Raw genomic sequence first — 13,612 nt, forward strand, 5'->3', positions numbered from 1 at the left:
TCACTTCTCACAAATAAAGAACCATCTAGTCGTTGTATCACTTATTTCTTGCTTACCAAATTCAGCACTAACTGAAATATTTTTAAATCCAGCTTGACCTAATGCATCTAAATATTGATCCATTTCGTAAGTACGTTCATGATGCATTTCACTAACTCGTTCATAAGTTCCATCATCTTTTTCATTAAAAAATGACAAATCATGAATCACAGCATGAGGTTTATCTTCGTCTTCAAAACTAGCCCACATAAAGAATCGTGAAGAATTTTCATTTTCAAAATTATACATGTAACCAGGATAAACTTCATCAGTTTGATATGGTGAAATAACATCAAAAATAAATTTACCGCCGTCATTAAGATGATTCGAAGCTTGCGTAAATACCTGTTCAACTTGCTTGATATCACTCAAATAACAAAGTGAATCAGCAAAACAAGTAATTACATCATAGTTATCAAAGCCATCCATTTCCAACATATTGGCCTGAATCAACGGTACTTCTACCTGTTCATCATTGATATGTTGGTCAGCTAGACTTAACATTTCTTCAGATAAATCTGCCACTGTGACATCATACTTATCTTTAGCTAATAAAACTGCAAGTCTGCCAGCTCCACCAGCTAAATCTAATATTTTTGCATCTTGGTTCACATTCTTTTTAACAAATTTAGCCCAATCAACATACATTTGTTCATCAAACAATTCATCATAATATTTAGCAAACGTTGAATAAATCACAATTAATCCTCTAACCATTCATTAACATTAACGATTGGTGCATCTGACCATAATTTTTCTAAATTATAATACTCACGTTGTTCCTTTTGGAAAATATGAGCTACGACATCACCTAAATCGACTAATACCCAGTTTCCAGTTTGTTTACCTTCAACACGCTTAACTTCGATTCCAGCTTTACGAGCATCTTCAACAATTGCATCTGCAATTGCTTGAACCTGACGCTTAGAATTAGCAGCGGCAATCAAGAAATAATCAGCCATAAAGCTAACTCCTTGAACATCTAAAGCTACGATATCTTCTGCACGTTTACCATCTGCAGCCTTAACTGCAATTTCTAAAATTTCTTTTGTATTCATTTAAAATCCCTCTCATTTGGCAACCCAGGCATTATATGTATCAATTGCACTGGGATAAATATTCTTACTGCGTTCAATTAAATATTGGATCGTTTGTTTGATTTGAAATCTAACGCCATCTTGCAAATTATTAAAGGTTAACTGGCGTGCTTCATCCACACCGTTAAAATTACGTCCTTCTTCAATGTAATCCGCCATAAAAATTATCTGTTCCAGCATCGACATCTCCGGGCTACCAGTTGTATGGTGACGAACTGCGTTTAAAATGTCTTCATCCCAAACTTCTAATTCATCTTTGATAAGTTCAGCCCCGACTACTCCATGCCAAATTGCATTATTGGCATTTAATAATTTTGGATCTAATTTTTTTGACATAATTTCATCAATAAAATCTTGATCAATACGTTCCTTGGCATAATCATGAACTAGTGCAGCAATACTAGCTTTTTCCAAGTTAACTTGATAACTTTTAGCTAATCGTAATGCCATAGCTTCAACTCTTAAAATATGTTCAAATCTTGATGTTGAAACAGCTTTTTTAACCAATTCAATTAATTCTTTACGACTATATTTAATAATCTTTTGTTCATAAATCAATGAATTATTCATATAAGTGATGCTCCTTTATATATTTTTCAACTCGATCAGGAACTAGATAACGGATTGATAATCCACTTCTCACCCGATTTCTGATATCAGTTGAACTAATAGCTAATAAAGGTGCATCTACCCACAAAACTGAATAACTGCTATTAGCGATGAAGCCTGGGCGTTGTACACCCACAAAAGTAATCAGCTTAGATAGTTCATCAATTCGATGCCAGGTTGGTAAATCTACGACCATATCAGCTCCGATGATAAAATAAAAATCATATTCCGGATACTTTTCTTTTAAGAAGACAATCGTATCATACGTATAGCTAACGCCACCACGATCAATTTCTGACAACTCAACTCTAAAATGTGGATTATCAGAGATCGCTTCTTCAATCATCGCTACCCGATCATGGGCAGCAATTGTAGTTTTACTATTTACATGTGGTGGAATTTCATCTGGGATAAACCAAACTTCATCCAATCCTAATGCTGTGTAAACTTGATCAGCAACTATCAAATGACTGGTATGAATTGGATTAAAAGTTCCACCATATAAGCCAATTCGCTTTGCGCGTGGATTCAATTGTTGATTCAACTCTACCTGAGTCGTCGTTTGATACGCCAAATTACTTTTCAAGCTTAACACTCCTTAGATTGCAGCAACTTCTTTTGAAATTTCACGTGAATCTTCATCTGAAGAAACCTTGAATAATACCATAACCCGTCCAATTGTTTGTACAACTTGGATATCCGTATTAGATTCAATAAATTCTTTTGCTTCGTCTACTGTGGCATCTGAATTTTGTAAAATACTAACTTTAATTAGTTCGCGTTTATCTAATGCACCACTCAATTGATCAAGCCATGTTTTTGTTAAACCATTTTTACCAACACTAAACATTGGTCGTAAATCATGTGCCGTTGCACGTAAAAATCGCTTTTGTTTTCCTCTTAATTTCATCTTTATACCTTCATCCTTAAATCATTGCTTTACGAACAAGAACCGATACACCAGTTGGAGCCCAACCAGCAACATTAGTCCCAGCTGGAACCGTTACCCAACCTAATCCTTCAATTACTAAATCACTCTTTTGATCAATATGGAATTCATGTCGTTCTAAGGTTGGAAAATCATCTTTATCGTCTTCTGTTGGAGGTGTTAATAGTCCGCCAACATGTTTTTCATAAAACGCATCAGCATTTTCTAACTTAGTCCGATGGAGATTCAAGTTATTGTCAAAATATGCAACAACTCCAGTTTTAGGACCCTTTACATAATCAAATCGAGCAACACCACCCAAGAAAATAGTTTGTTGATCATTTAATTGGAATGTTCGTGGCTTAATTTCTTTTTGTGGTGCAACTAATTTTAATGCTTGAGCTGAAAGTACATGTGCCATTTGTTCCGCATGAATAATTCCTGGGGTATCAACTAACTCATGACCATCATCCAATGGAATTTGAATTTTATCAAGCGTTGTTCCTGGAAAACGTGACGTCGTAATTAATTCTTTCACCCCAGTTGTACTTTTAATAATTTGATTAATCAATGTTGATTTACCAACATTAGTTACTCCAACTACATAAACATCTCGATTTCCACGATATTTATTAATTTTCTCTAATAAGTCAGCGACTTGATGATTGTTTTTAGCAGATACCATTGCAACATCAATTGGACGTAATCCACTTAAATTGGCTTGCTGACGCATCCAATCCATTAGTTTAGTCCGTTTTAATGAACGTGGTAAGATATCTTCTTTGTTTCCAACTAATAAAATTGGATTATCACCAACAAATCGATGTAATCCTGGAATTAAACTTCCGTTGAAATCAAAAATATCAATCACATATACTATTAACGCATCTGTTTCACGAATTTGATTCAATAAACGTAAAAAATCATCATCGGTTAATGAGACTGGTGCAATTTCATTGTAGTGACGTAAACGGAAACAACGTTGGCAATAAAGCTCATCTGTTTCAAGTCCCTTTTTAATTGCTGATGTTGGCGTATAACCAATTCCATCTGGATCATCAGATTGGATTAACACACCACAACCAATACATCTTAATTCTTCATTTTGTTCTTCTGTTAAAACTTCAGTCATTCAAACTCTCCTGCCAACTTAACGTCGGATTTTCTTTTAGCATCTGCTTCATGACATACTTTTCAAAGAAACGATTAATTTGCGTGTTCCATTGATCAGAATCAATCAGTGGTTTAACTAAAATACTGTATACCCCTGCTTGATTTGAAGCTGCAATATCGGTTAATAATTGATCTCCAACCATTACCACTTCATGTTTTTCCAAATCAAGCTTTTTAAGGGCTCGATTAATTCCGGTTGATAAAGGCTTTAAGGCACGAGAAATGAACGGCAATTCAAGTTTTGCTACTGCACGTTCAATACGATCGTGGCTATTATTGGATACAACAATCAATGGAATATTAGCTTCTTTGAGGCTTTGCATCCACGCCTTTAGTTCAGGCGTTCCATCTGGATTATTCCAAGCAATCAACGTGTTATCGAGATCTGTAAAAACAGCCCGAATTCCATGATTTTTCAATTGTGATGGTGAGATTGAATAGATTGTATTAATCATCCAAGTTGGTTTAAATGCATTCATCATATCAGTATACTCCATTTATTTAGTCCAATTTATTATACGATTATCCGCCACTGCTTGCAATTACAACGTTTGCGTTTATTACATCATTTTAAACAAAATAAAAGACTGAACAAAATCAAATTTTGAGTCAGTCTTTTGAAATAATTATTTGCTTGCAGCTTTTGCAGCTTCAACGATTGCTGTAAATCCAGCAGCATCATTAACAGCTAATTCAGCTAACATCTTACGGTTCATGTTAATATCAGCTAATTTCAAGCCATGCATTAATTTGCTGTAGCTAATACCATTCATACGTGCACCAGCATTAATACGTGCAATCCAAAGTTGACGATAATTGCGTTTGTTTTGCTTACGATCACGGAATGAATAAAGATATGACTTCATTACTTGATCTTTAGCTGTCTTAAAGAGACGATGTTTTGAGCCACGATATCCCTTGGCTAATTTAATAATACGTTTGCGACGTGCGCGTGTAACTGTTCCACCTTTAACTCGCATTGTGGTGTCCTCCTACTATCTTATTTATTTTATAGATTAAGCATTTTTTTGTATCGTTTTACGTTTGTTTTATCCATCATGCTAAGTCCACGTAATTGGCGACGTTGTTTCTTTGTTTTACCATGGAAACGGTGACTTGTATAAGCGTTAGCACTCTTAAGTCCACCATTTGCAGTTTTCTTGAATCGCTTTGCAGCAGCGCGATTAGTCTTCATTTTTGGCATTACAAAATTCCTACTTTCTATTTTTTATCGGCAGCCGGAGCTAATGTTAAGAACATGCTACGACCTTCCATCTTTGGATGTTGCTCAATAGTCGCAATATCCTTAGTTGCTTCAGCCATCTTATTTAAAACGTCACGACCAATCTCTTTATGAGTAATGGCACGACCTTTAAATCGAATTGAAACTCGAACTTTATCACCTTTATCCAAAAATTTTCTGGCATTAGTGAGTTTAGTATTGAAGTCATTCGTATCGATTGTTGGGCTTAAACGGACTTCTTTAACTGAGACAACTTTTTGTTTCTTACGAGCCTCACGTTGCTTCTTTTGCAATTCAAAACGGTATTTACCGTAATCCATGATTCGAGCAACGGGTGGCTTTGCCTTAGGTGAAACTAAGACAAGATCCAAATCAGCATCTTCAGCCATTTTTAGCGCTTCTGACTTAGACTTAACACCTAATTGATTACCTTCGTCATCAACGAGCCGTACTTCACGAGAACGGATTCCGTCATTGAGCATCATATCTTGAGCTATGGCAACACACCTCCAATTTTTTAGCGAAAGATGAAACAAAAAAGCGGCGTGCACATGCACCCCGCGACACAACTAATTTCCATTAGCTGCTTATTAAAACTCGTAAGCCCGGTAATTCTAATTACCAAGGCGAGAAGCGGGTGCTTCTGCTTTATCTTTCAACTTTTATATCATACCAAAGCTAACTAGCCACTGTCAACCATAAAAATCAATTACTAGGTTAAAGTTTATCTAGCTTATGCTCTGGTTCGACGATTTTCACCAGTCAACGTTACTTCTTTTGCTAAAAATCTAATTCGTTCCATAATTCGCTTAGCTTTTAACTGTTCAATGTCACCCTTTTGATTAACGGCTAAATGTTCTTCTTCTAGTTTTTTCATTGAAAAGTTAGAACTAAAGAACGTTGGTAATTCGGCTTGCATCCGATATTCTAGAATAACTCCCAGGATATCATCACGAATCCAAGATGACATCGCATCTGCTCCAATATCATCAATCATTAGGATTGGTGACTTTTTAATCGCATCAACCATTTTGCCAGTATCAACATTTTTATCATTAATTGAATTTTTCAATTCAACTGCCAAACTTGGAAAATGGACCATTGTGCTAGCAACTCCGTGTGTAGCTAATTCGTTCGCAATTGCTCCCAAGAGATAGGTTTTTCCAACGCCAAAGTTACCATATAAATAAAATCCTGGTTGATATTGATCTGAATCAGAAGTATATCCTTCAATAAAATTCAAAGCTTCACTAATTGATTCAGCGCGCTGAACATCTTGCATATCAAAGCTTGCAAATGATGCTGCTTGAACAAATTTAGGCATACTAATTGAATGAACTAGTTTTCCACGTTGCATTGAATTTCTTTGGGCTGATAATTTTTGAGATGGTTGATATGTAACGTCAATCCATTTACCGTTCATTACCAATGCAGGCACATATCCAGGGGCGAACGAGTCATCTGGATTTTTCTTTTGCGTAAAAAACTCATATAACTTAGCTTCGCCACGTACTAACGCTTCTTTTGAAAGGCTTTTTTCATTAACTTGAATAAATTTCTTAACATCAGCATCGTTGTATACTTCTGCCATTAGTTCACGGTACTTAGGATCAAAATCATCAGCACTCATAACTTCTTTGATTGCATCACTTAGACTTTGCATTGTTAATCCTCCTTACTTTTATTTAAACGTTCCATCTGAGCTTGAATTTCAGCCAATTGTTTAGCCGAAGTTTCTTGTTTCTTAGGTTGGTAATCTTCCTTCGCCCAATCAGGTAAAGTTTCTTTAACTGTTCCCTTACGACTTGCTTGACGTTTAGTTTGGCGCTTCTTTTGATAATTTTTTATTTGGTCAAAGGCTTGGATTGGTGTTCTAACTTTTGCCTGTGCCCAGCCATTAGCAACTGTATCCATTAGTGCTTGTGTTAATGTGGTTTGATCCATTTCAACTAATAAGTAATAAATTAGTAGATTAACAACCGTTGATGGGAATAAATTACGATTTATCAATGCCGTTAAGTTGGCACGCTGATTATTAGAAATGTAACCACCCTTTTGACTTAACAACTCAGTTAAAAATTCATTCGGCGTATATGATTCAACGACCTTTAATAATTGCTGATCATTTGGTGTTAAACTATTAATCTCTTGTTTCGTTACTGGAACTTCTTGTTCAACCTCACTTGAGTCCATTGAACTTTTAATCATAGTAAATGATTGTACTATATTACGTTTAAATTTAGTTTCGTCTAATTCATTAGTATTTAAATTAATCGATTGTCCAATTACTCGAGCCATTGAAATCTCATCAACACCATACATCACATGTTCTGTCGTAATCAATTGCTTATGCTTTTCAACTCCATCAATTCTAATAGGTTGCTGATCAACTAAACTTAACAATAGTTGAAAATCAAATTTAATTTCCACCATTGAGTGCTCATGGCCTTCACTAACAACAAAATGCTCACGACTTTCTTGAATTACACTTGGTAACTCTTTAACGTTATCCGGATCAACGTGATAGGTTGTAAAGAAATCTTTCGTTACACTATTTAACTCAGTCGTATCAAATTGATATTGTGCTGCTTCAGACATCAGTTCACTATACTCTGTATCCCCAATGGCTTCTAGTAACAGAATACTTAACAAATCGTCATTATTAAACTGGTGAGCCGTTAAAGTTGGTTGTAATTCATACACAACTACCTCACCTACATTATCAGTTTGTTCAAACGAATTCAGCATACCAGCAGACTCAAGTCTTGTTCTAGCTTCAGTTAATTGATCGATATCAAAATTAAGTCGTTGTAATAACTGTGCATGTGAAACTCGTTTAGATAGCATTGGATGAGATTGTAAATTTGACTGTAACGCAAAAAAAAGTGCAAATGCATTTGCACCAATAATTGGTTGATATAACTTAGTAAAGTTTGCCTCAGAAAAATCACTAAAATCTGATGATAGCGAGACAATGAAGCCAGTATGTGGCTTTATTCTTTGTACTTGATTAACCACGGTGGCTTCTCCAATCTAAATTAGTCTTTCATTACTTTTTTTAACTCTGCCATAAAGTCATCCATATCCCTGAATTGTCGATACACACTAGCAAATCGAATATATGCAATTTCATCTAAGCTCTTCATTTCATTCATCACAAACTCACCGATTGCTGTACTAGAAACTTCATTTTCACCTAGTCCACGAACGCTGTTCTCAACCCGTTCGACCAATGAAGTCATACTTTCCATTGTAACTGGTCTTTTTTCGGCAGAACGAATCACGCCCGCTAAAACTTTTTTACTATTAAATTCTTCTCGATTACCATTCTTTTTAACAACTAATAATGGTGTTACTTCAATTCGTTCAAATGTTGTGAAGCGATAATTACAGCTCTCACATTCACGACGACGCCTAATACTACCGTCTTCAGTTGGCCGACTATCAACAACACGTGAATTATTATTGCCACAATTAGGACAATGCATTGATTTCATTCCTCATTTCTAAACGATTGGTCTTCAAGCCATTTTACCACTTGCTTCTTTGTTTCAGCAACATACCCTGAATTATCAATCACCACATCAGCTAACTGAACTTTTTGATCAATTGTAATTTGAGCAGCAATTCTTTGTTTGGCAGCTTTGATAGTTAACGAATTTCGCTTCATTAATCGTTGCAATTGCAGTTCTTCTGTCGTATAAACGACCATTACTTGATCAACGATATTTTCATAGTGTTGTTCATATAATAATGGCATATCCAACACAACTAATTTAGCTGATTGCGTTTTATACTTTTCTAATTGTTCAATTATTCCAGCACGAATTAACGGTGCTGTAATTTTATTTAGAGTCGCTAATTTGGCTGGATCACTAAAAACTTGTTTAGCAATATAATTACGATTCATGGTCCCGTCATCGTTAATTGCATCATCACCAAAATGATTTTTAATTTGTAATAAGGCCACTGAATTTGGTGCAGTCACTTGTCTTGCAACTACATCAGCATCAATTACTGGAATATTCATTTTCCGAAAAAACGAACTGACCGTTGATTTACCGGTAGCAATACTACCAGTCAATCCAAGTATCATTGTGTTCATCTTATTCCTCACTAAGTTGTTGACAATGTGGACAGAAGGTTGTTCCCCGTTGTGCCACCTTAATCTTCACTAAGTTATTACCACAACGTTCACATGGTTCTCCTACACGACCATAGGCATGTAACTCATTTTGAAAATCACCTGCATGACCAAAGGCATTCGTATATGAATGCACGGTTGTCCCATGATGTTTGGTTGCAACTTCAATTTCATTAATAATACTTTTGCGTAAAAGTATTATTTGCTGATCATTAAGCTTATTAGCACGTTCTTCAGGATGAATTTTACTCATCCAAAGAACTTCATCAACATAAATATTACCAAGACCGGCTACGCCTTTTTGGTCAAGTAAAAATGGCTTAATCTCACGCCGACCCTTATGCAAAATTTCTCTAAAGTAATCTAAAGTAAAATCTTCATCCGTCGGTTCTGGTCCAATAGTTTTTAAACCGGCATATTCTAACTCTTTACCGGTATCAACTAACGTCATTCGACCAAATTTTCTTGTATCGTTATAACAAAGTTGAGTCTGATTATCTAAATGGAAGATCACGTGCGTATGTTTACGAGGCACTTCACCTTCAGGTAACTCAAAATATTTACCTTCCATTCGTAAATGAGAAATCATCGTCAGATCATTACTAAATCTAAATAATAAATATTTACCACGGCGGTTAAAATCTTCAATGGTTTGACCAATCAAGGCCTGTTTAAAAGACTCAATATCATTAGTAATTGTTTGTGGATAATTCACATCAATTCCAATAATTTTGCGTCCCTTAGCAATTTTAATTAATCCCCGGCGAACCGTTTCAACTTCTGGTAATTCAGGCATTAGCTCATCTCCCAATATCTAACATTTTATTTTGCTTCGTACCATGTTTTACCATGCGCACTTTCAACTTTTAATGGTACATCTAATGATACGGCTGAATCCATAATTCTTGGTACAAGTTTTTCTAGCGTAGGAATTTCTTCTGCGGGAGCTTCGAATACTAATTCATCATGAATTTGTAACAACATTTTGGCTTGCAGTCCCGCATCTTTTAAAGCATCTTCCATTTTAATCATCGCAATTTTGATGATATCGGCAGCACTACCTTGAATTGGTGTGTTCATTGCAGTTCTTTCGGCAAATGAACGTAAATTAAAGTTCTTTGCATGAATATCAGGTAAATAACGGCGACGATTAGTTAAGGTTTCAACGTACCCTTGTTGATGCGCCAAACCTACAATATCATCAATATACTGTTTAACTCCTGGGAACTCTTCAAAATAGGTTTCAATAAACATTTTGGCTTGTTTACGAGTAATTCCAATATTCTGTGCTAAACCAAAGTCACTAATTCCATAGACAATTCCAAAATTAACGGCTTTGGCTTGTCGACGTTGGTCACGATTAATTTCATCATTAGGTCCTAATTTAAAAATTCGGCGCGCTGTACTAGCATGGATATCCTCATCTTCTATAAAAGCTTCTTGCAGATTCTTATCGCCCGTAATATGTGCTAAAACGCGTAATTCAATTTGTGAATAATCAGATGAGAATATTTCCCAACCTTCATGACTGGGTTCAAATGCTTGTCGAATCTTACGCCCTTCTTCTAATCTAATTGGAATATTTTGTAGATTAGGATCAACTGATGATAGTCGACCAGTCTGGGTTAAGGTTTGAAGATAACGTGTATGCACCTTTTGATCAGTCGAATGAATAACTTTCAGTAAGCCCTCAATATAAGTCGACTGTAATTTAGAAATTTGACGGTATTGGAGGACATTATCAACGATTGGTGCATCAGCACGTAATTTTTCTAGCACATCGACAGCAGTTGAATAACCCGTCTTGGTTTTTTTAATTACTGGTAAGCCCATTTTTTCAAATAGAATCTCACCTAGTTGTTTGGGTGAATTGATATTAAATTCTTCACCAGCTTCTTGATAAATCAATTGTTTCATTTCGCTCATACGCTCAATTAACTTGCTACCCATTGACTCAAGCGTATCGGCATTCACATGAATTCCACGAATTTCCATTTTCGACAATACATTCGATAATGGCAACTCAATCGTACGATACAAAGCAGTTTGCTCATTTGTTTCTAATTCCTTAACGAGCTTTTCATGTAAGACATCAATTGCATTAGCTTTGTGTGCAAGATGTTCAAATAACTCTTGATCTGCAGGAATCGCAAATTTAGCACCTTTACCATAAACTGATTCATCAGACATTACATCCATAAAGCCATGTTCATGAGCAACTTGGCCTAAATCATCACTGTTATCATTGGTATCTAATAGATATGAAGCTAGTAATAAATCAAAATCTAAGTTATTTAACTTAATCCCTAATCGATTCAATGCCACTGTCATCGCTTTTGCATTAAAAACATTCTTTTTAATATCATTACTCTCAAGGACTGACTTAATTTCATCGGATTGGAGTAAGTCAATATCACGACTAACTAACCAGTGGCTATTGTTACCCATAACAAAGCCAGTAAATTCGGACGTATGGTAGTTACTGTCTGGCATCTCAACATATAACGTAATTTCATCATTAAACTGATTCACTTCATTTAAATTATCTTGATTCAAAACAGTAAATTCAATTTCACTAAGGGCAGCATCTAAATCTAAACTAATTTGTTCACCATCTAATTTAGCTAAATATGATTTAAAATCTAATTGCCGATACAACTCAATTAATTCTTCAGTTTGAATTCCTTTAAATTCAATATCAGATAACTTAATTTCTATTGGTGCATCTTGATTGATGGTTGCTAGTTTCTTAGCCTGAAATGCTAGTTCTTGATCTTCAATCAAATGTTCTTTCATTTTACTTTGCTTAAACTCATCGATATGTTCATAAATACCTTCGATAGTGCCGTATTGCTTTAATAACTTAATCGCCGTCTTTTCGCCGACTTTAGTTACTCCAGGATAATTATCTGAAGCATCACCCATTAGCCCTTTCATATCAATAATTTGAGCTGGCGTAATTTCATATTTTTCCATAACGTGTACGGGATCATAATTTTCTACTTCCGTAACCCCTTTTTTAGTCACTGAAACGGTCACATTGTCAGTCGATAACTGGGTTAAATCACGATCACCAGTTACAACGGTAGTCATATAACCACTATTATCAGCTTCTTTAGCTAGCGTACCAATGATGTCATCCGCTTCATAATTGGGTAATTCATAGGTTTTAATTCCATGAGCTTGAACTAACTTTTTAATAAATGGCATTTGTTCCGATAATTCTGATGGGGTTTTTGAACGGCCACCCTTATAATCTGGAAACATTTCAGTCCTAAAAGTGGTTTTCCCAGCGTCAAAAGCCACAATTGCATAATCTGGTTTAACTTCATCTAAAATGATATCTAGCATTTTATTGAAGCCAAAAATAGCCCCAGTATGAAGACCATCCTGATTCACAAATTTATCTACTTGTTGAAATAACGCAAAAAACGCTCTAAATGCAACACTGTTTCCATCAATTAATAATACTTTTTTTGCCATTATTTTCTCCCGACTTTTACTTAATCTATCTTTAATTGTAACAAAAAAGCAGCTACCTGGCTGCTTTTTTGATTGAAATATTATATTAACTTAGATTAGTCGCGACTTCCGCCCATTCCAAATATTTGGAGCAAGCTGATAAAGATGTTAATGAAATCAAGATAAAGTTGAAGTGCTCCCATAACTGCAAGCCCACCAACTGATACTTGTGATCCATACTGTAAATACATCCGTTTCATATTTTGCGTATCATAAGCCGTTAAAACGGTAAAAATAATTACTGCAATATATGAAAAAATATAAGTAATGGCCGGACTTTGCAAGAAGATGTTAATTACGCTCGCAATGATCAATGCAATCAATGCTGCTCGTGCATGGGAACCAAACTTAGTTAAATCACGTTTAGTAAACGCACCATAAACGGTCATTGTGATAAAAACTGCTGAAGCAGATAAGAAAGCTGCTGCAATGTTAGCACTCGTATATGCAAGACTAATAATCGAGAAAATAAAGCCATAGATTACAGCCATTGCCATCAGCATCGTAAAACTTGCTGCATAGTTTCGTGTTGCCTTAAAGCTAATCCCCATTGAAAGTCCCACTGGAACAAGGAATAACAACCACATCATTGCACTATGTTGTGACAAATACATTGTAATACTACTTGTATAAAATGAGCAGACAAATGCTGTTAAAGCAGAAACTAAAACTGATAAAGTCATATGTCCATACATTTTTGTCATAAAACGGTTCAAACCAGCATCGGTATTAACGACCCGCCTTGAGCTTGAGTAATCACCATTAGGATTGTTCATTTATCTCACTTCTCCTTTTAAATATCATTCTGATTTTTCTATCTGTAAGGAACATCTTAGCTAACGACAATCGTTAAATCA

Annotated in this window: 17 protein-coding genes and 1 other annotated feature; all 17 genes read right to left on the reverse strand. The window is 35.4% G+C overall.

What is annotated here, in order from left to right; genetic code table 11:
* The gene (locus FC70_RS02925) at window positions 1-738 is read right to left on the reverse strand and encodes a class I SAM-dependent DNA methyltransferase (RefSeq protein ID WP_057889518.1); all 738 of its coding nucleotides are present in this window, start codon (window positions 736-738) and stop codon (window positions 1-3) included.
* Between the two features lie 2 nt (window positions 739-740).
* On the reverse strand, window positions 741-1,097 hold the full coding sequence (rsfS, locus tag FC70_RS02930) for a ribosome silencing factor (protein WP_057889519.1): 357 nt from the start codon (window positions 1,095-1,097) through the stop codon (window positions 741-743).
* 12 nt (window positions 1,098-1,109) lie between these two features.
* Window positions 1,110-1,706, reverse strand: a complete 597-nt coding sequence (gene yqeK / locus FC70_RS02935; protein ID WP_057889520.1) for a bis(5'-nucleosyl)-tetraphosphatase (symmetrical) YqeK — start codon at window positions 1,704-1,706, stop codon at window positions 1,110-1,112.
* Window positions 1,699-2,340, reverse strand: a complete 642-nt coding sequence (locus tag FC70_RS02940) for a nicotinate-nucleotide adenylyltransferase (protein WP_420835985.1) — start codon at window positions 2,338-2,340, stop codon at window positions 1,699-1,701. Before FC70_RS02940 ends, yqeK begins: the two co-directional genes overlap by 8 nt.
* Window positions 2,341-2,343: 3 nt before the next feature.
* Window positions 2,344-2,655: a ribosome assembly RNA-binding protein YhbY gene (gene yhbY, locus FC70_RS02945; RefSeq protein WP_057889521.1), complete on the reverse strand. Its 312-nt coding sequence runs from the start codon at window positions 2,653-2,655 to the stop codon at window positions 2,344-2,346.
* 16 nt (window positions 2,656-2,671) lie between these two features.
* Window positions 2,672-3,805, reverse strand: a complete 1,134-nt coding sequence (yqeH, locus tag FC70_RS02950; RefSeq protein ID WP_057889522.1) for a ribosome biogenesis GTPase YqeH — start codon at window positions 3,803-3,805, stop codon at window positions 2,672-2,674.
* A complete protein-coding gene (locus tag FC70_RS02955; protein WP_057889523.1) occupies window positions 3,798-4,328 on the reverse strand; it encodes a YqeG family HAD IIIA-type phosphatase in 531 nt (176 codons plus the stop codon). Before FC70_RS02955 ends, yqeH begins: the two co-directional genes overlap by 8 nt.
* Before the next feature lie 144 nt (window positions 4,329-4,472).
* On the reverse strand, window positions 4,473-4,826 hold the full coding sequence (gene rplT / locus FC70_RS02960; RefSeq protein ID WP_057889524.1) for a 50S ribosomal protein L20: 354 nt from the start codon (window positions 4,824-4,826) through the stop codon (window positions 4,473-4,475).
* Between the two features lie 29 nt (window positions 4,827-4,855).
* Window positions 4,856-5,050 (reverse strand): 50S ribosomal protein L35, encoded by a 195-nt coding sequence (gene rpmI / locus FC70_RS02965; RefSeq protein ID WP_057889525.1) that lies wholly within the window; start codon window positions 5,048-5,050, stop codon window positions 4,856-4,858.
* 17 nt (window positions 5,051-5,067) lie between these two features.
* Window positions 5,068-5,571: a translation initiation factor IF-3 gene (gene infC, locus FC70_RS02970; RefSeq protein ID WP_057889648.1), complete on the reverse strand. Its 504-nt coding sequence runs from the start codon at window positions 5,569-5,571 to the stop codon at window positions 5,068-5,070.
* A gap of 45 nt (window positions 5,572-5,616) precedes the next feature.
* Window positions 5,617-5,744: a sequence feature (ribosomal protein L20 leader region), on the reverse strand.
* A 78-nt stretch (window positions 5,745-5,822) separates the two neighbouring features.
* Window positions 5,823-6,752 carry a primosomal protein DnaI gene (dnaI, locus tag FC70_RS02975; protein WP_057889526.1) on the reverse strand — a complete coding sequence of 310 codons (930 nt, stop codon included), beginning with the start codon at window positions 6,750-6,752 and terminating at the stop codon, window positions 5,823-5,825.
* A 2-nt stretch (window positions 6,753-6,754) separates the two neighbouring features.
* On the reverse strand, window positions 6,755-8,107 hold the full coding sequence (locus tag FC70_RS02980) for a DnaD domain protein (protein ID WP_057889527.1): 1,353 nt from the start codon (window positions 8,105-8,107) through the stop codon (window positions 6,755-6,757).
* Window positions 8,108-8,127: 20 nt separating this feature from the next.
* Entirely contained in the window at window positions 8,128-8,577 is a 450-nt protein-coding gene (gene nrdR / locus FC70_RS02985; protein WP_057889528.1) for a transcriptional regulator NrdR, read from the reverse strand.
* Window positions 8,578-8,582: 5 nt separating this feature from the next.
* Window positions 8,583-9,194 (reverse strand): dephospho-CoA kinase, encoded by a 612-nt coding sequence (gene coaE / locus FC70_RS02990; protein WP_057889529.1) that lies wholly within the window; start codon window positions 9,192-9,194, stop codon window positions 8,583-8,585.
* Between the two features lies 1 nt (window position 9,195).
* Window positions 9,196-10,029 carry a DNA-formamidopyrimidine glycosylase gene (gene mutM / locus FC70_RS02995; RefSeq protein ID WP_057889530.1) on the reverse strand — a complete coding sequence of 278 codons (834 nt, stop codon included), beginning with the start codon at window positions 10,027-10,029 and terminating at the stop codon, window positions 9,196-9,198.
* A 26-nt stretch (window positions 10,030-10,055) separates the two neighbouring features.
* Entirely contained in the window at window positions 10,056-12,716 is a 2,661-nt protein-coding gene (gene polA / locus FC70_RS03000) for a DNA polymerase I (RefSeq protein ID WP_057889531.1), read from the reverse strand.
* Window positions 12,717-12,811: 95 nt separating this feature from the next.
* A complete protein-coding gene (locus tag FC70_RS03005; protein ID WP_057889532.1) occupies window positions 12,812-13,531 on the reverse strand; it encodes a Bax inhibitor-1/YccA family protein in 720 nt (239 codons plus the stop codon).
* Window positions 13,532-13,612 lie beyond the last annotated feature (81 nt).

Source organism: Paucilactobacillus oligofermentans DSM 15707 = LMG 22743 (genome assembly GCF_001434315.1).
Lineage (GTDB): Bacteria > Bacillota > Bacilli > Lactobacillales > Lactobacillaceae > Paucilactobacillus > Paucilactobacillus oligofermentans.